Annotated in this window: 19 protein-coding genes; 11 read left to right on the top strand and 8 right to left on the bottom strand. The window is 74.4% G+C overall.

Going from position 1 to position 17,954, the window contains the following annotated elements:
- Nucleotides 1–4: 4 nt before the first annotated feature.
- Complete coding sequence (locus ACW69E_RS26730; protein ID WP_457500868.1) at nucleotides 5–853, top strand: HAD family hydrolase; 849 nt, start codon at nucleotides 5–7, stop codon at nucleotides 851–853.
- A 5-nt stretch (nucleotides 854–858) separates the two neighbouring features.
- On the top strand, nucleotides 859–3,360 hold the full coding sequence (locus ACW69E_RS26725; protein WP_457500880.1) for a glycoside hydrolase family 65 protein: 2,502 nt from the start codon (nucleotides 859–861) through the stop codon (nucleotides 3,358–3,360).
- Nucleotides 3,361–3,388: 28 nt separating this feature from the next.
- Here ACW69E_RS26725 and ACW69E_RS26720 read toward each other — a convergent pair whose 3' ends face one another.
- Entirely contained in the window at nucleotides 3,389–3,724 is a 336-nt protein-coding gene (locus tag ACW69E_RS26720) for a hypothetical protein (RefSeq protein WP_457500867.1), read from the bottom strand.
- Nucleotides 3,725–3,861: 137 nt separating this feature from the next.
- Entirely contained in the window at nucleotides 3,862–4,860 is a 999-nt protein-coding gene (locus ACW69E_RS26715) for a PP2C family protein-serine/threonine phosphatase (protein ID WP_457500879.1), read from the bottom strand.
- A 427-nt stretch (nucleotides 4,861–5,287) separates the two neighbouring features.
- Between ACW69E_RS26715 and ACW69E_RS26710 the strand changes: the two genes are divergently transcribed.
- On the top strand, nucleotides 5,288–6,505 hold the full coding sequence (locus tag ACW69E_RS26710; RefSeq protein ID WP_457500866.1) for a CapA family protein: 1,218 nt from the start codon (nucleotides 5,288–5,290) through the stop codon (nucleotides 6,503–6,505).
- 42 nt (nucleotides 6,506–6,547) lie between these two features.
- On the opposite strand, the gene ACW69E_RS26705 is transcribed toward ACW69E_RS26710, so the two are convergent.
- Together ACW69E_RS26705 and ACW69E_RS26700 are read right to left on the bottom strand one after the other, a co-directional pair.
- Nucleotides 6,548–7,420 (bottom strand): undecaprenyl-diphosphate phosphatase, encoded by an 873-nt coding sequence (locus tag ACW69E_RS26705; protein ID WP_457500865.1) that lies wholly within the window; start codon nucleotides 7,418–7,420, stop codon nucleotides 6,548–6,550.
- 52 nt (nucleotides 7,421–7,472) lie between these two features.
- Entirely contained in the window at nucleotides 7,473–8,333 is an 861-nt protein-coding gene (locus tag ACW69E_RS26700; RefSeq protein ID WP_457500864.1) for a TVP38/TMEM64 family protein, read from the bottom strand.
- Nucleotides 8,334–8,452: 119 nt separating this feature from the next.
- Between ACW69E_RS26700 and ACW69E_RS26695 the strand changes: the two genes are divergently transcribed.
- The gene (locus ACW69E_RS26695) at nucleotides 8,453–9,352 is read left to right on the top strand and encodes a spermidine synthase (protein WP_457500863.1); all 900 of its coding nucleotides are present in this window, start codon (nucleotides 8,453–8,455) and stop codon (nucleotides 9,350–9,352) included.
- On the opposite strand, the gene ACW69E_RS26690 is transcribed toward ACW69E_RS26695, so the two are convergent.
- The 3 genes from ACW69E_RS26690 to ACW69E_RS26680 form a co-directional block, all read right to left on the bottom strand.
- The gene (locus ACW69E_RS26690) at nucleotides 9,292–10,620 is read right to left on the bottom strand and encodes an MFS transporter (protein ID WP_457500878.1); all 1,329 of its coding nucleotides are present in this window, start codon (nucleotides 10,618–10,620) and stop codon (nucleotides 9,292–9,294) included. The two genes, ACW69E_RS26695 and ACW69E_RS26690, sit on opposite strands and share 61 nt — an antisense overlap.
- A complete protein-coding gene (locus tag ACW69E_RS26685; RefSeq protein WP_457500862.1) occupies nucleotides 10,617–11,687 on the bottom strand; it encodes a hypothetical protein in 1,071 nt (356 codons plus the stop codon). Before ACW69E_RS26685 ends, ACW69E_RS26690 begins: the two co-directional genes overlap by 4 nt.
- A 113-nt stretch (nucleotides 11,688–11,800) precedes the next feature.
- The gene (locus tag ACW69E_RS26680) at nucleotides 11,801–12,349 is read right to left on the bottom strand and encodes a gamma carbonic anhydrase family protein (RefSeq protein ID WP_457500861.1); all 549 of its coding nucleotides are present in this window, start codon (nucleotides 12,347–12,349) and stop codon (nucleotides 11,801–11,803) included.
- Nucleotides 12,350–12,490: 141 nt separating this feature from the next.
- On the opposite strand from ACW69E_RS26680, the gene ACW69E_RS26675 reads away from it, so the two are divergent.
- The 6 genes from ACW69E_RS26675 (at nucleotide 12,491) to ACW69E_RS26650 (ending at nucleotide 16,608) form a co-directional block, all read left to right on the top strand.
- On the top strand, nucleotides 12,491–13,387 hold the full coding sequence (locus tag ACW69E_RS26675; RefSeq protein ID WP_457500860.1) for an acyltransferase: 897 nt from the start codon (nucleotides 12,491–12,493) through the stop codon (nucleotides 13,385–13,387).
- 163 nt (nucleotides 13,388–13,550) lie between these two features.
- Nucleotides 13,551–14,114 carry a YbaK/EbsC family protein gene (locus tag ACW69E_RS26670; protein WP_457500859.1) on the top strand — a complete coding sequence of 188 codons (564 nt, stop codon included), beginning with the start codon at nucleotides 13,551–13,553 and terminating at the stop codon, nucleotides 14,112–14,114.
- Between the two features lie 28 nt (nucleotides 14,115–14,142).
- The gene (locus ACW69E_RS26665) at nucleotides 14,143–14,514 is read left to right on the top strand and encodes a hypothetical protein (protein WP_457500858.1); all 372 of its coding nucleotides are present in this window, start codon (nucleotides 14,143–14,145) and stop codon (nucleotides 14,512–14,514) included.
- A 59-nt stretch (nucleotides 14,515–14,573) separates the two neighbouring features.
- Nucleotides 14,574–14,975 (top strand): SRPBCC family protein, encoded by a 402-nt coding sequence (locus tag ACW69E_RS26660; RefSeq protein WP_457500857.1) that lies wholly within the window; start codon nucleotides 14,574–14,576, stop codon nucleotides 14,973–14,975.
- Between the two features lie 228 nt (nucleotides 14,976–15,203).
- Complete coding sequence (locus ACW69E_RS26655) at nucleotides 15,204–15,452, top strand: WhiB family transcriptional regulator (RefSeq protein ID WP_457500856.1); 249 nt, start codon at nucleotides 15,204–15,206, stop codon at nucleotides 15,450–15,452.
- Nucleotides 15,453–15,600: 148 nt separating this feature from the next.
- Nucleotides 15,601–16,608, top strand: coding sequence for an NADP-dependent oxidoreductase (locus ACW69E_RS26650; RefSeq protein WP_457500855.1), 1,008 nt, complete (start codon nucleotides 15,601–15,603; stop codon nucleotides 16,606–16,608).
- A gap of 63 nt (nucleotides 16,609–16,671) precedes the next feature.
- Here ACW69E_RS26650 and ACW69E_RS26645 read toward each other — a convergent pair whose 3' ends face one another.
- A complete protein-coding gene (locus tag ACW69E_RS26645) occupies nucleotides 16,672–17,079 on the bottom strand; it encodes a CoA-binding protein (protein WP_457500854.1) in 408 nt (135 codons plus the stop codon).
- A 61-nt stretch (nucleotides 17,080–17,140) separates the two neighbouring features.
- Here ACW69E_RS26645 and ACW69E_RS26640 point away from each other — a divergent pair, with 61 nt between their 5' ends.
- Nucleotides 17,141–17,764: a YigZ family protein gene (locus tag ACW69E_RS26640; protein ID WP_457500853.1), complete on the top strand. Its 624-nt coding sequence runs from the start codon at nucleotides 17,141–17,143 to the stop codon at nucleotides 17,762–17,764.
- Nucleotides 17,765–17,954: the final 190 nt, after the last annotated feature.

Raw genomic sequence — 17,954 nt, 5'->3', positions numbered from 1 at the left:
GACCATGCCGCCTGCCGCAGCCCGGGACCCGGAGGAGGCCGCCGCGCCGGCACACCGCCTGGACGGCCTGAGGGCCGTGGTGTTCGACACCGACGGGGTGATCACCGACTCCGCCCGGGTCCACGCCGCCGCCTGGAAGGAGGCGTTCGACGACTGCCTGCGCGAGTGGCGCGAGCGCGGCGGCGGACGGCCGGAAGGGGGCGCGCGGGACCGGTTCCGCCCGTTCGACGTCCGGGAGGACTACCTGCGGTACGTCGACGGCAGATCCCGCCTGGACGGCGCCGCCGCCTTCCTCGCCTCCAGGGGGCTGGACCTGCCGCCGGGCGAGCCGGACGACCCGCCCGGCAACGGCACCGTCCGCGCCGTCGCCGCCCGCAAGGAGCGGCTGTTCACCGCCGCCCTGCGCCGGGGCGGCGTCGAGGCCTGGCCCGGCACCCTGAGGCTGCTGCGCGCCCTGCGCCGCGAAGGGGTGCCCATGGCGGTGATATCCGCCTCCCGGCACGCGAGGGAGCTGCTCTCCGGAGCGGGGGTGCCGGAGGTGTTCGACGCCGTGGTGGACGGCCACGAGGCGGCTCGGCTGGACCTGCCCGGCAAACCGGATCCCGCGGTGTTCCTGGAGGCCGCCCGGCGGCTGGGAGTGCCTCCGGCGGAGGCGGCCGTCGTCGAGGACGCGCTCGCCGGTGTGGAGGCGGGCCGCCGGGGCGGCTTCGGGCTGGTCGTCGGGGTGGACCGGACGGCCGGCCCAACCAGCGCGCGGGACCTGCGTGAGCACGGGGCCGACATGGTCGTGACCGACCTGGCCGAACTGCTGCCGCCCGGTCCCCGCGCCGGCCGGCACGAGGAGGAGGGCTGACAGTGGTGGAGGGGACCGTGGAGCGGTGGGAATGGGCCTACGAGGGCTACGAGCCGGAGGAGGAGCGGCTGCGCGAGGCCCTGTGCACCCTGGGCAACGGCTACTTCGCGACCCGGGGCGCGGCTCCCGAGACGGACGCCGGAGGGCCCCACTACCCGGGCACGTACGCGGCGGGCTGCTACAACCGGCTGGTGTCCACCGTGGGGGAGAGCGAGCCCAGGGATGTCGAGAACGAGGACATGGTCAACCTGCCCAACTGGCTGCCCCTGCGCTTCCGCATCCTCGACGGCACCCTCGACGGAGCTCTGGGCGGCCAGCCCGGCGGCGGCCCCGGGAGCAGTCCCTCGAACGGCCCCGTGAACGACCCCGCGAACGGAAACGCCCCGCCCTGGTGGACCCCCGACGATGACGGGCTGCTGGAGTACCGGCAGCGACTGGACCTCAGGCACGGCGTCCTGACCCGGACCCTGCGCCTGGAGGACGCCGCCGGCCGGCGGCTGCGCGTCGAGCAGCACCGGCTGGTCCACATGGGGCAGCCGCACCTGGCCGCACTGCGCACCGTCCTCACCGCGGAGAACTGGACCGGCACGCTCGAGGTCGAGTCCGCCCTCGACGGCGGCGTCGCCAACGAGGGCGTGGAGCGCTACCGGGCCCTGAACGGCCGCCATCTGACCGGCCACAGCACCGGATCGACCGGACCGGACACGGTCTGGGTGCGCTGCCGCACCACGAACTCGGAGATCGGCGTGGCCCTGGCCGCCCGCACCCGCCTGGAGAGCGGCGAGGCCGTCTCGGCACGCACCGACCCGGGCGGGCTGCGGCCCGCGCGTCGGCTGACCGTAGCCGTCCGGCCCCGGCGGCCCGTCACCGTCGTCAAGACCGTCTCCCTGCACACCTCGCACGACATCGCGGTCAGCGATCCCCTGCACGCCGCGCTGGAGGACATCGACTACGCGCCGGGCTTCCCCGACCTGCTCGACACCCACCGCGCCGCCTGGGACGAGCTGTGGCGGCACGCCGAACTCCAGGTGCCGGGCGAGGCGGGCCGCATCCTGCGGGTCCACCTCTTCCACGTCCTGCAGACCCTCTCCCCGCACATCACCGACCTGGACGTCGGAGTCCCGGCACGCGGGCTGCACGGAGAGGCCTACCGGGGGCACGTCTTCTGGGACGAACTGTTCGTGCTGCCCTACCTCAACGTCCACTTCCCGGAGGTCTCCCGCGCCCTGCTGGCCTACCGGCACCGGCGGCTGCCCGAGGCCGTCCGGGCCGCGCGGGACAACGGCTACGAGGGCGCGATGTTCCCCTGGCAGAGCGGCAGCGACGGGCGCGAGGAGACCCAGACCCTGCACCTGAACCCGCGCTCGGGCCGCTGGCTGCCCGACCACTCCCGCCTCCAGCACCACGTGGGCTCGGCGGTCGCCTACAACATCTGGCAGTACTGGCAGGCCAGCGGCGACATCGACTTCATGCACACCCGGGGCGCCGAGACGCTGCTGCGGATCGCCCAGTTCTGGGGGAGCGCCGCGCGGTACGACGCGGCGCTGGGGTGCTACCGCATCCTCGGCGTGGTCGGTCCCGACGAGTACCACGAGGCCTACCCGGACAGGGAGCGGCCAGGCCTGGACGACAACGCCTACACCAACGTCACCGCCGCCTGGGTGCTCGGCAGGGGCCTGGAGACGCTCCGAACCGTCCCCGAACCGCTGTGCGAGGAGCTGTGCCAGAAACTCGCCCTGGACGCGGAGACGCTGGAACGCTGGGACGACATCTCCCGGCGGCTGCGGGTGCCCTTCCACGCGGGCGTCATCAGCCAGTTCGACGGCTACGGGGAACTGGCCGAACTGGACTGGGAGGGCTACCGCCGCAAGTACGGGGACATCCGCCGGCTGGACCGGATCCTGGAGGCCGAGGGCGACACCGTCAACCGCTACCAGGCGTCCAAGCAGGCCGACGCGCTGATGCTCGGCTACCTGTTCCAGCCGGCCGAACTGGCGGCCCTGTTCGAGCGGCTCGGCCACACCCTCGACGACGAGCTGTGGCGGCGCACGGTCGACTACTACCTGCACCGCACCAGCCACGGCTCGACCCTCAGCTCCCTGGTCCACGGCTGGGTGCTGGCCCGGGTGCGGCGCCCCGACGCCTGGCGCTACGTCCAGGAGGCGCTGGTCAGCGACATCGCCGACATCCAGGGCGGTACGACGGCCGAGGGCATCCACCTGGGCGCCATGGCCGGGACACTGGATCTGGTGCAGCGCGGACTGACCGGTCTGGAGACCCGCGGGGGCGCCCTGCGGCTGGACCCCGTACCGCTCCCGGAACTGTCCCGGTTCTCCTTCACCATGCGCTACCGGCACCACTGGGGGGTGGGCGTGCGGATGTGCTCGGACGGGATACGCGTCAGCCTGCCCGGATCGGCCGAGGGGCCCGTACGCCTGGTGCTGCCCGACCGGACCGTCACCATCGAGCCCGGCGAGTCGGCCTGGCTGGACCTGGCCGACCGGTGACGCCCGGCCGGCGGCGGGCTGTCACCGCTCAGCCGGTGCCCGGCCCTCCTCGCCGTCCGGGGCGGCCCGGACGGCGGCCGGCCCGGACGGCCGTGCCCAGGACCACGGCGGAGAGGAACACCAGCACGCCGACCACCGGATGCAGGACCATCAGCGCGGGAACCAGGAGGAAGCAGACGCCGAGGAGCGGCCACAGGCGGGGCGGCGCCGCCGGCCCGCCCTCCGCCGGCGGCTCCGCCTCTTCGGGATCCGTCTCGCCGAACTCCCGGAACAGGGCGGCGAGGCGGGTGTCGCGCAGCAGAGCCCGCTCGGTCTCGTGCAGGATGCGCAGTTCTCGGAGGGTGAGGCGGCGGGATTCGTTCATGGTCTCGGTCCAGCTCGGTCGGTGCGGACTGCGGTGGTCGGTCACCTGCCGAGTACCCCCTCCGAGCGGGTGAATCTTCCGGAGTCCGGCGATCCGGCCGGCGACCGGGCCCGGGATCAGGCCGAAGCCGGCCCGGATCACTCCTCGCGGTACCGCAGGAGCAGCATCGCCGCGTCGTCCTGCAGCGGCCCGCCGACATGTGCCACCAGATCCCGGCACAGTGACTCCAGACCGATGTCCGGGTTCCTCTCCCGCAGCAGGAAGGCCCGCCGGATCAGCGGGTAGAAGCGGTCGTCCGGATCGCGCGCCTCGGTCACGCCGTCGGTGTACAGCAGCATCTGCTCACCGGGGGCGAGCGACAGCCCGTACGGCTGCGGGGGCTTGAGGTCGAAGCCCATGCCCAGGGGCGGCGCGGTCTCCGGCGGCTCGGCGAGATGGGCCGTACCGTCCGCGCGGACCACCAGCGGCGAGGGGTGGCCGTGGTTGAGCAGGGTCACCGAACGGTCCTCGTGCGTCTCGGCCAGGACGGCCGTGACGAACCGCTCCTGTGTCATGTGCCGGTTGACCGAACGCTCCAGCCGGGCGCTCACCGCCGCCAGGTCCGGCTCGTCGTACGCCGCCTCCCGGAACGCGGCCAGGACGACCGCGGCCGTCTCCACCGCCTCCAGCCCCTTGCCCTGGACATCGCCCACGATCACCCGGACCCCCGAGGGCGAGTTGACCACCTCGTACAGATCGCCACCGATCCGGGCCTCGGCCACCGCGGAGGTGTAGGACACCGCGATCCGCAGATGTCCCGCGGCCCGGGGCACCGGGCGCAGCAGCACCCGCTGGGCCACCTCGGCGATGGACCGCACGTTCGCCAGCTCGGCCTCGTGCCGCTGGCGGATGGCGGCCGCGACCAGCCCGGCCGCCGACACCCCGGCCACCGACAGCAGCGCCGTGTAGCCGCGCGTGGCCCCCAGCAGGCCGTCGTAGAAGGCCAGGCAGAAGCACAGGGCCAGGGCCAGCAGCCCGATCAGCGCGGTGCGGCGCATGCCGCCGACCAGGCTGGCGAACGCGGGACCGAGCGACAGCAGCGGCAGGAACCCCACGCCCGGGCCGGCCGTCACGTCCACCAGGACGACGACGGTCATGGCCGCGAAGGGCAGCCCGGCCAGGAGTCGGTAGCTGTCGTCGTCGCGCTCGGCCAAGGTGAACTCCGGATTCGCTGCGGATGCCCCGCGGTTGTCTGCGAACAGCTTCCCAGGCCGGGGCGGCGGGGAAAAGCGACCCGCGCGGTCGCACCGTTTCCCGCGCCCGCTCGCACGGGCCGCCCGGACCACCCGGGCGGCCCGGTCCGCCGCCGGGAGGAGGGCCGGGCCCCCCTCCCGGCGTCTGCCGTACCGGCCCCCGCGCCGCTCCTCACGCCCCCGCTACGGCGGCCGCGCGATCCGTTCGCCCGGTCGGCGCAGCCGGGCGCCGCCGAAGGTGCCGCCCGCCCCGCCACCGCCCACGCTGCCGGAAGAGGAGGACGGCGCGCCCGCCCCGAAGCGGCGTGCCAGGACGCACGGGAGGCGAAGGATGGGCCGGATCGCACCAGCGGGGGCGGCAGCCGGACGGATCGCACGGCGGAGGGCCGGACGTAAGGGAGAGGGCGGCGCGGCGCACCGGATACGCCCGGGCCGCCGGATACGCCTGGCGGCCACGGCCGCCGCCGTACTGGCGCTCGCCGCGCCCGCCTCGTGCACCGCGCCCGGCGGAGCCCCGGGGGAGGACCGGGCCGCACGGGCGGACGGGGACAGGCCGTTCACCGTGGTGGCGACCGGCGACATCATCCCGTACCCGTCGATCATCGAGCAGGCCCGGCGTGACGCGGGCGGCGCCGGACACGACTTCACCCGTATCCTCGCGGGTGTCAGACCGGTGGTCGAGTCCGCCGACATCGCGCTGTGCCACATGGAGACGCCCTACGGGGACGAGGACGGCCCGTTCACCGGCTATCCGCTGTTCCGTTCCCCGCCCCAGCTCGCGAAGGCCCTGCGGGCCACCGGCTACGACAGCTGCTCGACCGCCTCCAACCACAGCCTCGACGACGGCTTCCAGGGGGTGCGCCGCACCCTCGACGCGCTGGACGCGGCGGGAGTGCGGCACACGGGCACCGCCCGCGACGCGGCGGAGGCCGCCCGCCCGGCGCTGCTGGAGGCCGGCGGCGCCCGCATCGCCCATCTGGCGTACACCTACGGCACCAACGGCATCCCGCTCCCGAAGGACCGGCCGTGGGCGGTGAGCATGCTGGAGCCGGAACGCGTGCTCGCCGACGCCCGCGCCGCCCGCCGCGCCGGGGCCGACGTGGTGATCGTCAGCCTCCACTGGGGGACCGAGTGGCAGCAGGCGCCCGACACGGCGCAGCGGGAGCTGGCCCGCAGGCTCACCGCCGCGCGCACCGGCGGACGCCGGGACGTCGACCTGCTGATCGGCACCCACAACCATGTGCCCCAGCCGTACGAGAAGGTGAACGGCACCTGGGTGGTCTACGGCCTGGGCGACCAGATCGCCAGCTTCGTCCCCGAGAGCAGGCGCAGCGGCAACGAGGGCTCCATGGCCCGCTTCACCTTCACCCCCGGGGACGGCCGCTGGACCGTCACGGGGGCGGAGTTCCTGGTCGGCCACTCCGACATGGGACCGCCCTTCCGCGTGGTGCGAGCCACCGGGGAGAACTTCCCCGAGGTGCACAGGCGGGTGCGTGAGGCGGTGCTGAGCCGGGGCGCGGGCGAGGACGGTCTGGTCGAGGGCCGGTGAGACCCGGCGGACCGGCCTGCCCCGCCGCCGCCCCCGCAGGCGTCAGCCCACGGCCTCACCCGCGTGCGGGGAGATCACCCCGGCCGCGATCAGGGCGAAGATCAGCAGGCCCAGCAGTATCCGGTAGACCACGAACGGCATGAAGCTCCTGGTGGAGATGAACTTCATGAACCAGGCGATGACCGCGTAGGCCACGAGGAAGGACAGCACGGTCGCGAAGAGCGTCGGCGCCCAGGAGACGTGCCCCTCGCCGATCTCCGTCAGCTCGAACAGACCGGAGGCGAGGACGGCCGGGATGGCCAGCAGGAAGGAGTAGCGGGCGGCGGCCTCCCGGGTGTAGCCCATGAACAGGCCGCCGCTGATCGTCGCGCCCGAGCGGGACACGCCGGGGATCAGCGCCATCGCCTGGGCCATGCCGAACAGCAGGCCGTCGCGCACGGTCAGCCTCTCCAGCGACTTGCGCTCGCGCACGGCGCGGTGGCGCCCGCCGGAGGTGTCGCGGGAGGCGAGCCGGTCGGCCACGCCCAGGACGATGCCCAGCACGATCAGGGTCGTGGCGATCAGCCGCAGATCGCGGAAGGGGCCCTCGATGTAGTCCTTGAGGGTCAGGCCGAGGACGCCGATCGGGATGGAGCCGACGACCACCAGCCAGCCCAGCTTCGCGTCGTGCTCGCGGCGCGCCCGCCTGTCGTACAGCGAGCGGAACCAGGCGGAGACGATCCGCGCGATGTCCTTGCGGAAGTAGATCAGCACCGCCGCCTCGGTGCCGATCTGGGTGACGGCGGTGAAGGCCGCGCCGGGGTCCTCCCATCCCGCGAAGACCGCGGTCAGCCGCAGATGGGCGCTGGAGGATATGGGGAGGAACTCGGTCAGCCCCTGGACGAGCCCGAGGATGAACGCTTCGAACCAAGACATGTCGGGGTGTGCTCGTCCCTATTTCGTGATCATCGGTCAGGTCGGGCAGATGCTATGGCCGGTCGGGAACGGAGAGGGAAACGGCGGGCGAACGTCGCGGGTTCGCGCGTACCGGCCCGGTGACCGCCCGGCCCGGGGCCCCGGCCGCGGCCTGATCGATGACCTGCTCCACACTCAGCTCAGCGGTCTGTTCCGCGGCCGGGCCCGGCGCCCCGGACCCGCGCGGCCGGGCGCGCCTGCGCCAGGCGACGACCGCGGCGGCCAGCCCGGGAACGACGATGAAGGCGGACGCGACCAGGAAGACGGGCGAGGTCGGGGTGGAGGCCTGGCTGCCCGCCACGGCGTACGCGGCGGTGTTGGGCACACAGCCCAGCGCGGTGGCCGACAGGAAGGCGGACCAGCGCATCCGGCTGACGGAGGCGCCGTAGTTGGAGACGGCGAACGGGATCCCCGGCAGCACCCGCAGCACCAGCATCGAGCGGAAGCCCCGGCGGCTGAGCTGCCGGTCCCCGGCCGCCAGCCAGCGGCCGCGCAGCAGCGGGCGCAGGGCGTCCTGCCCCAGCAGCCGCCCCAGCCCGAAGGCCAGCCCGGCCCCCAGCACCGTCCCGGCCACCGCCGCGGCGGTGCCCAGGGCCGCGCCGAAGAGGGCGCCCGAGGCCAGGTTCAGCACCGGTCTGGGCACGAGGGCCGCGGTGCCCAGACCGTAGGCGAGGGCGAACAGCGCCAGCGCGCCGCCTCCGGTCAGCGGGGGGCGCCACCCCTGGGCGATCAGCTGCTGGGGCTCGTGGAGGGCCACCATCGTGGCGGCGGCGGCCAGCAGCACGGCCAGGAGGGACAGGCGGGACCACGGGGAGAACAGCACCGCGGAGCACCGGGCGGCGGGTCCGACGGGCCGGGGGACGGGGACGGGCACCGGGCGAGCGTAACCGACACCGTCGAGATACGTCCCGGTCTGCCCGCTGTGAGGTCCGCGACCCGGTACCGGCCGGCCCCCGTCCTCCCGGCCGGCCGGGAGGACGGGACAATGGGGCGATGGACGAGGCAGCGCGGGACCGGGCGGCGGACGACCGGACGGCAGGGGAGCCGGTGCCCGTACGCCGGGCCGTGGACCAGGGCACCGCCCGGCTGCTGCCGGACGTGGACCGGCCGCGCGCCTGGCTGCTCACCGTCGACGACGCGCCCCAGTCGTACGTGGACCTCGGCGATCCGGCGCACCTGGAGTTCGAGTACGTGCGCCGGATCGCCCACGTCCTGGACCGCGCCGCCGCCCCGGGAGCACCGCTGGACGTCCTCCACCTGGGCGGCGGGGCCATGACCCTGCCGCGCTATCTGGCCGCCGCCCGCCCCGGCTCCCGCCAGGAGGTGGTGGAGGCCGACCGGGCCCTGCTCGGTCTGGTCGCCGAGCACCTGCCGCTGCCGCCCGGCGGCGGCATCGGGGTGCGGGCCGAGGACGCCCTCACCGCGCTGCGGGATCGCCCCGCCGGGTCGGTGGACGTCCTGGTCGCCGATGTCTTCGGCGGCTCCCGCGTCCCGGCCCATCTGACCACCCTGGCGTACGCCCGGGCCGCGGCCCGGGCGCTGCGGCCGGACGGCGTCTACGTCGCCAACCTCGCCGACGCCGCGCCCTTCGGCTTCCTCCGCTCCCAGCTGGCCGCCTTCCGCACGGTCTTCGGCGAGGACCCCGGCCGGCTGTGCCTGATCGCCGAGCCCGCCGTACTGCGCGGCCGCCGGTTCGGCAACACCGTGCTGGCCGCCTCCCGCGCCGGGCTGCCCCTGGAGCGGCTGGCGCGGCTGGCCGCGGGCGACCCGTTCCCGGCCCGCGTGGTGCACGGGGCCGCGCTGAAGCGGCTGACCGGGAACGCGCGCCCGGTTCAGGAGAGCGAGGCGGCGCCCTCGCCCGAGCCGCCGGAGGGCTCCTTCACCGTCGGCTGAGGGCCGGCCGCCGCGGTCCCGTCCCGCCGGGTCAGGCCGCGCACCCCCGGCACACACAGCACCGCGGCCGTCAGCACCGCGACCAGCACCGAGCAGCCCCACAGCGCCGCCGGCCGGCCCACCACCGACTCGACGGGCCCGGCCGCGGCCGTGGCCAGGGGCACCAGGGCGATCGACCCCAGCCAGTCGTAGGCCGAGACCCGGGAGAACTTCTCCTCGGGCACCTCCTGGTGCAGCGCCGTCATCCAGGACACCCCGAACACCTCTATGGCCACCCCGGTGGTGAACATCACCGCGGCCAGGCCCGCCGCGGGCAGGGGAACCGCCAGCGCCGCCGAGGGCAGCGCCAGGGGGAAGACGCACAGGGTGCCCGCGAGCATGATGCGGCGCGGCCGCCAGCGGGTCATGAGCACCCCGCCGCACACCGTGCCCGCGCCGAAGGCGGCCAGGGCCAGCCCCCACGGCCGGGCGCCGCCCAGGTGCTCCTCGGCGACCTGCGGCCCGTACACCGCCTCGGCCGCCGCGACCACCGCGTTGACCACTGCGAACTGCAGGACCACCGCCCACAGCCACGGCCGCCCCACCACTTCCCGCCAGCCGTCGCGCAGATCGCCCAGCAGACCGCCGCCCGGTGCCCGCTCGGGCATACCGCGCAGGTCGAGCAGGGCGCGCAGCGCCCCCGCGGCGGCGAACGCGGCGGCGTCGATCGCCAGCACCCAGCCGGGGCCGACCGCGGCGATCAGCGCGCCGCCGAGCGCCGCGCCGCCGATGGACGCGCCGTTGACCCCCATCCGGAAGACGGCGAAGGCGCGCCCGGCCTGCTCGCCGCGGACACTGGCGAGCACCATCCCCTCGGCGGCCGGGGCGAAGAAGGCGTGCCCGGTACCGCCCAGCGCCGACAGCAGCACCATCTGCCACAGCTCGGCGCTCCCGGTGATCACCAGTGCGGCGAAGACGCCCTGGGAGACGCAGTTGAGCGCGTTGGCCGCCACCATCACCCGGTGGCGCGGCAGCCGGTCGGCGACGGCGCCGCCGACGAGCAGGAACAGCACCAGGGGCACGGTGCGGGCGGCGGCGACCAGACCCATGTCGGTGCCGTCGCCGCCCAGGGCGAGCACGGCGAACGCCGCCGCGATCAGCGCACCGGAGTTGCCCAGCCCGGTGATCACCGCGGCGGCCGTCAGCAGCGTGTAGTTGCGGCCCGCCCAGGCGGGGCGGGACGGCCGCCGCCCCGCCCCACCGCCGCCGGCGGGCCCCCCGCCGGTCAGTCCTGCTCCGCGTACGGCCGCAGGCTGCCGGTCATCTTGTCGATGGTCTCCTGGGACACCTCGTCATCGACCCCGGCGTCGGTGATCAGGAGCCAGATGCGCAGGTCGTTGCTGCCGTCGATCCAGGAAACGGTCACGACCCTGCCGTCGGAGTCGCACTTGTTCTCCTTCTTGACCCCGGTGGCCGTGGCGCTCGCTATGTGGCCGGTGATGCCGTGCTCGTTGGAGAACTTCTTCGCCTTGGTCAGCTCGATGGTGTCCTTCTGCTCGCCGTAGGCGAAGTAGACGAAGTTCTCCGCGGCGATCTCGGCGCCCTCGGCGGTGTTGCGGGAGCCCTGGCCGCCCTTGCTGCCGACGGTGGCCCGGGTGTACTTGCTGTTGCCGGCCTTGCACCAGCCCTCCTTGTGGAAGGCCGGTGCGCTGAAGGCGACCTGGGGTCCGGAGAAGGGATCGTCCTCGTCCTTCTGCCCGTAGCCGATGATCGTCGTCTCGGTGCCGAGCTTCCAGTCGGCGGGCACGTCGAAGGCGTTGTGGTGCTTGGCGTTGGTGACGACCTTCCAGCCGGAGACCACCGGCTCGGGCTTCTCGGGAGCCACGCCGTCGCGCGGATTGGTGGGATCGTCCCGCTCGGTACCGGAGTCGTCCTCCTCGTCCGGCTCGGCGGTGGAGGGCTCGGGGCTCGGCGAGACGCCGGCGCCGGGGCCCGCGGTCTTCTCGCCCTCGTCGTCACCGGTGAGGACGAGGACGCCCGTCACCACGGCCGCGGCGATCACCGCGACGGCCGCGACGATGGCGATCGCCGCGTTCCGGCCCCTCTTCCCGTCCTTGCCGCCCTGCGGCGGCTGCGGTGCGCCGGGCACGCCCGGCTGCCCCCACTGGCCGCCGGGCTGCCCCTGGTAGCCCGGACCCTGGTAGGGGTTGGGCGCCTGGTACCCCGGCGTCTGGTAGGGGTTCGGAGCCTGGTAACCCGGCGTTTGGTACGGGTTGGGCTGGTTCTGCTGGTTCTGCAGGCTGTGCGGGTCCTGCGGGTTCTGCTCGCCCCCGGGCGGCTGCTGTCCTGGCCACATGGCGAGAACACTAGAGCCGCCGCCGCGGCCGGACCACGGCCACCCCCGCTTCGGTACGCACCCGGTACACGGGACCCCGCCCGGGGCACGTGCACCGGGTGCCCGCCGTGGTCTCAGCCCTCGCCGTCCTCCAGGACGACCAGCGTCTCCCGGTGCGCACCGGCCAGCCCCCGGTACGCCGCGGCGTTGACGCGGACGCCCTCGCGCTCCTCCTCGGTCAGCTCCCGTCTGACGCGGGCCGGCACCCCGGCGACCAGGGAACCGGGCGGGACCTCCATGCCCTGCGGGACCAGGGCGTGGGCCGCCACCAGCGAACCGGCGCCCACCCGGGCCCCGTTGAGCACCGTCGCGCCCATCCCGACCAGGACCTCGTCCCCGATCGTGCAGCCGTGCAGCACCGCGTTGTGGCCCACCGAGACGCGCTCGCCCACGACGACGGGGAAGCCCGGATCGGCGTGGACGGTGCAGTTGTCCTGCACATTGCTGTCCCTGCCGAGGGTGATCGCGTCGCAGTCGCCGCGCAGCACCGCGTTGTACCAGACGCTCGCGCCCGGCCCCAGCGACACCTGGCCGACCACCACGGCCGTCGGGGCGACGTACGCCTCCGGATCGATCTCGGGCTCCCTGCCCACCACACCCGCGATCATCGCCCGCCGTTCCATCCGTGCCTCTCCCGCCTGCCGTGCCGCGCGCGGCCCGTGTGCCGAGCGCCTTCCTCGAAACGGCACCGTAGGCGATGGGTGGGGCGGGAATCACAGCACGGCGGGCGGTGCGCCGCCCGCCCGGGCGTCTACCGTGATCGGGTGCCCAAGAACAGGAACGTGTTCTCCTCCCTGCTGTCCCGCGCGGCCTCCTCCCGTACGGCCTCCCGCGCCGTGCACGGGCTGTGGCACCACGCGCAGCGGGCGGGGGCCGTCTCGGCCGAGCGTCCCGGGCCGTACGCCTTCCGCAGCATCGGGGAGGGCACCCGGCTGGCCTTCCCGCAGGGCACGCTGTTCGGCACCGAGTGGATCGAGCTGGGCGCGTGCTGCGTCGTCGGCGCCGAGGTCACGCTGACCGCCGGGATGATGCCGGACCTCGACCTCGGGCCGGACACGGTGCTGAGGCTGGGCGACGGGGTGGTCCTGGGCCGGGGCAGCCATGTGGTCGCCGACGGAGCCGGGGCGGGCGTGACGATCGGGAACGACGTCTTCTGCGGCCCGTACGTCTACATCACCTCCACCAACCACTCCTACGACGACCCCCACCAGCCGATCGGCAGGCAGTGGCCGCGCTCGGCGCCGGTGGAGATCGGCGCGGGCAGCTGGCTGGGCACGGGAGCGGTGGTGCTGCCGGGCGCGCGGCTGGGGCGGAACACGGTGGTGGCGGCCGGTTCGGTCGTCCGCGGCGAGGTGCCCGACCACGCCGTGGTCGCGGGCGCGCCCGCCAAGGTCGTACGGCGCTGGGACCCGCGGGAGGGCTGGCTGCCCCCGCTGCGCACCCCGCCGCCGGTGCCGGTGCCCGAGGGGGTGACCCCCGGGCAGCTGGCGGCGCTGGCCGGTCTGGGGGTCCCCGAGCCGGGCACCTCCGAGCCGGGCACCTCCGAACCGGGGACAGCCGGGGCCGGGAGGGTCAGACTGGACGGGACGGCCGGCCACGGACCGGTCCCGTCCCCGCCCGCCCACCGGACAGGAAGCACCGACGGGATGCGTACGCCATGAGCAACCGGACCCTGCGCCTGCTGCTGCTCTTCGCCGTCGCCCTGCACGGCCTGGCACTGCTGCTGTACGTCGCCCGCAACCACTGGCTCTGAGCCCCACCGCGCGGCCGGCCCCGAGCCCGTCCCGTACGGAGGGCCCCCGGGCGGCTGCTAGCGTGCACGCCATGCGCGCCCCCATCGGGAACTTCACCGACGCCTGGCCGGTCGCCGACAAGCTCGGCCTGCTGGCCCCGCCGGTCGCAGCCGCGCTGCGCGGCCCCGTTCCGGCCGACGGGATCGTCTACGTCGACAGCGACCCGGACGACGCCGACACCGCCCGCTTCGGCGAGGTCCACGGCATCCCGCCCGAGCGGTCGGCCAACTGTGTGGTCGTCGCGGCCCGCCGCGGCCAGGAGACCACTCTGGCGGCCTGTGTCGTCCTCGCCCACACCCGCGCCGACGTCAACCGCACCGTCCGGCGCGAACTGGGCGCCCGCAAGGCCTCGTTCGCGCCCATGGAGACGGCCGTCGGCGAGTCCGGCATGGAGTACGGCGGCATCACCCCGATCGGCCTGCCCGAGGGCTGGCCCCTGCTGGTGGACGCGGCGGTCGCCGGCACCCCGTACGCCGTCGTCGGATCGGGCCGCCGCCGGGGCAAACTGCTGGTGCCCGGTGAGGTCCTGGCCGGCCTGCCGGGCGCGCGGGTGCTCGACGGCCTGGGCCTCCAGACGGCCCGCACCGGCGACTGACCACCGCCGCGGGCGTTAGTCTGCCCGCATGTCGAACCACGATGACCTGCTCGTCTCCATCGCCGAGAAGGTGGAGTCCGAGCGGAGCAACCAGATGCCCCTCACCGTGGTGGTCCCCGGCGCGGTCATCACCGGCAGGCTGGCGCCCGAGACCGTCTGGAAGGCGCGGGTCGCCGAGGTCCTGCGGGACTCCGAGCGCCTGAAGCCGTTCGCCGAGCTGTTCGGGCCGTCCGGGGAGGACGGCGGGCGCGGCGGAGGCAGGCCCACCCACCTGCACCTGCACGTCGCACGCATCCTCCAGGGAAGCTACGGCCTCCCCGACACCGGTGGCATGTACCGCGTCGCCATCGGCGAGGTGAGCAGTTGGACTCTGGGGGAACTCAGCTACTCCGACGGATGAGGGAGCGCCCCGGCGCACGCCGTGCCCGGCCGCCCCTTTCGTGACGAGGGGCGGCCGGGATGGCACGGATGACCTTGCGGGCGACCGGGCGGGCCCCGGCCGAGAACGTGTGGGAGCGTTACGCGCGTCCGGGGCTGTGGCCCACCTGGTCCCCGCAGATCCGGTCCGTACGCGTGCGCGGCGACCGCATCGAGCCCGGGATGGAGGGCGTGGTCGTCCCGCTGCCGGGAGTGCCGGTCGCCTTCACGGTCGAGGAGGTCAGCGAGACGCGGTGGTGGTGGACCTGGCGGGTGAGGGCCGGTCCCGTGCGGATGCGCCTGCACCACGCGGTCACCGTCCTGCCCGACGGGCGGACCGGCACCGAGCTGCGCATGGAGGGACCGCTTCCGGTGCTCGTCCTCTACGCGGGTCCGGCCCGGCTCGCCCTGCACCGTCTGGTGAGGGACGGGGCCGGAGCGTGACCCCTGCCGGAGCACGGCCTTTACCGGGACGTTCATTTATATTTGGACATCAGCGCCCCTGCCGGGCTCCGCGGCGCACCAGCGCGCCGCGGGGATCTCCGGGCTGCCCGCCGACGGGCCGCCCCGATTCCTCGGAGGTTCCGGTGGGCGTTCCCGACTTCTCCCCCTTCCCCACGTGCCGGGCGGTCTCCCGACGGCTGCCCCGTGCCCCGCGACCGGTGCGCTGACATGGGCTGGCGTGAGTCCGCGGCGTGCCGCGGCGAGGATCCCGAACTCTTCTTCCCCATCGGGGACGGCGGCTTGGCCGATCGGCAGACGGCGCAGGCGCGGGCCGTCTGCCTCGGCTGCCCCGTCATGTACCAGTGCAGGGACTGGGCCGTCAGGAACGGCGAGACCGAGGGGGTATGGGGCGGCACCACCGCGGCCGAGCGGCGGCTGATCAGAGGCCGCTTCGTGGGCCGGCTGCCCGATTCCTGACCGGGACGGCCGGCGGCCGGGCCCGCTTCGGGCCGAGCCCCTCGGACCGGTTCCGGGTCCGCTCCGGGCCGAATGTGCCGCAGATCACATCGACCTCGTACCTACCGGTCGGTACGGTGCAGGGAGTCTTGATCGAGCAGGAGGCCCCATGCCAGCGACCAACCGTCAGATCCGCCTGGCGGCCCGTCCCGCCGGAGAGGTGAAGCCCGAGGACTGGGAGCACCGCTCGGTGCCCGTGGAGGATCCCGGGCCGGGCCGCTTCGCGGGCCGCACCCGTGTCATCTCGCTGGACCCCGCCATGCGGGGATGGCTCGACGACCGCCCCTCCTACCTGCCGCCCGTCGGCATCGGCGAGGTGATGCGCGCGGGATCGGTCATCGAGGTCACCGCGTCCAACCATCCCGACTACCGGCCCGGCGACCATGTGGTGGGCACGTTCGGCGTCCAGGAGTACGTCGTCTCCGACGGCAGGGGCGCGATGAAGGTCGACACCGCGCTCGCCCCGCCCTCGACGTACCTGGGCGCGCTGGGCATGCCCGGCATGACGGCGTACTTCGGCCTGCTGGACGTCGGAGCGCTCAAGGAGGGCGAGACCGTGGTGGTCTCCGGAGCCGCGGGCGCGGTGGGCACCGTCGCCGGCCAGATCGCCAAGGCGAAGGGCTGCCGGGTCGTGGGCATCGCCGGAGGGCCGCGCAAGTGCGCCATGCTCACCGACGAGCTGGGTTTCGACGCGGCGATCGACTACCGGGCGCAGGATGTGCGCAAGGCGCTGCGTGAGCACGCGCCGGACGGCATCGACGTCTACTTCGACAATGTCGGGGGCGACATCCTGGACGCCGCCCTCGCCCGGCTGGCGATGCACGCCCGCGTGGTGGTCTGCGGCGCGATCAGCCAGTACAACAACGCCACCCCGGTCAAGGGCCCGTCCAACTACCTGTCCCTGCTGGTCCGCCGGGCCCGGATGGAGGGCTTCGTGGTCTTCGACTACGCCAAGCGCTACGGGCAGGCCGCGCAGGAGATCGCCGGCTGGATCGGCGAGGGCCGTGTCAAGGTCAAGGAGCACGTGGTCAAGGGGACCGTGGACGACTTCCCCGAGACGCTGCAGATGCTCTTCCGGGGGGAGAACGTCGGCAAGCTGGTGCTGGAACTGGCCTGACCCGGCGCGGGAGGTGCGGTCCCCCCCGTCCGGGGGACGGGGGGGGACCGCACCTCTCGGCGCTCAGCCCAGCCGCGGGATCTCGATGGCCGGGCAGCGGTCCATCACCATCTCCAGACCCGCCGCGCGGGTGCGCTCGAAGGCCGCCTCGTCGACCACGCCGAGCTGGAACCAGACGGCCTTCGCCCCGGCCGCCACCGCCTCGTCCGCGACGCCGCCCGCCAGCGCGGAGTTGACGAACACGTCCACGACGTCGACGGGGAAGGGGACCTCGGCCAGGGAGGCGTAGCCCCGCTCGCCGTGCACCGTCTCCGCCTTGGGGTGGACGGGCACGACGCGCTTGCCGAACCGCTGGAGGGTGGCGGCCACGCCCCAGGCCGCGCGGCTTCGGTTGGACGACAGGCCGACCACCGCCCAGGTGTCGCCGGCCTCGGTCAGGATCCTGCGGACTGTCTCCGAATCTCCGTACATGCCCCTGCCAACGGACGGCCCGGCCGGGCCATTCCCCGCGGCGGACCGTAGGGTGGGCCGAATGCGGGAGCAGTATGTGACGGTCGCGGGCGAGGGCGTGCACGAGACCGAGGTGAACAGATCGCGCTTCATCTGCGCGCTCGCGCCCGCCGCCACCGAGGAGGAGGCGCGGGCGTTCGTCGCCCGGATCCGCGAGCGGCACGCGGACGCCACCCACAACTGCTGGGCCTACGTCATCGGCGCCGACGCCGGTGTGCAGAAGGCGAGCGACGACGGGGAGCCCGGTGGCACGGCCGGGGTGCCCATGCTCCAGATGCTGCTGCGCCGTGAGGTCCGCTACGCCGTCGCGGTCGTCACCCGCTACTTCGGAGGGGTGAAGCTGGGCGCCGGCGGGCTGATCAGGGCCTACGGCGGCGCGGTCGGCGAGGCCCTCGACGCGCTGGGCACCGTCACCCGGCGGCGGATGAGGCTGGCCACGGTCACGGTGGACCACCAGCGGGCGGGCCGGATCGAGAACGATCTGCGCACCGGCGGACGGGACGTGCGCGGCGTGCACTACGGCGCCGAGGTCGCCATCGAGGTGGGGCTGCCCGAGGCCGAGGTGGCCGCCTTCCGCTCCTGGCTCGCGGACGCCACCGCGGGCACCGCCCGGCTGGAGTTGGGCGGCGAGGCGTACGGGACCTGACGGGGAAACACGGCCGGACATCCGGAAGTGATCTTCGGCCGTCATCGGGGCTCTCCTTCGTGGATACCCCGTCCTTTAGGGCGGGGAGGAAACGAAGCTCCTGCGGAGCAGGGCAGGGAACGCCGGTTCGCCGCCAGGGCGGACCGGCGTCCACCCGCAACCGCCCACACCCTGTCACAAAATGATGGGG

It is taken from the genome of Streptomyces sp. SS8 (assembly GCF_054072955.1).
This window is presented reverse-complemented; position numbering and strand designations above follow the sequence as displayed.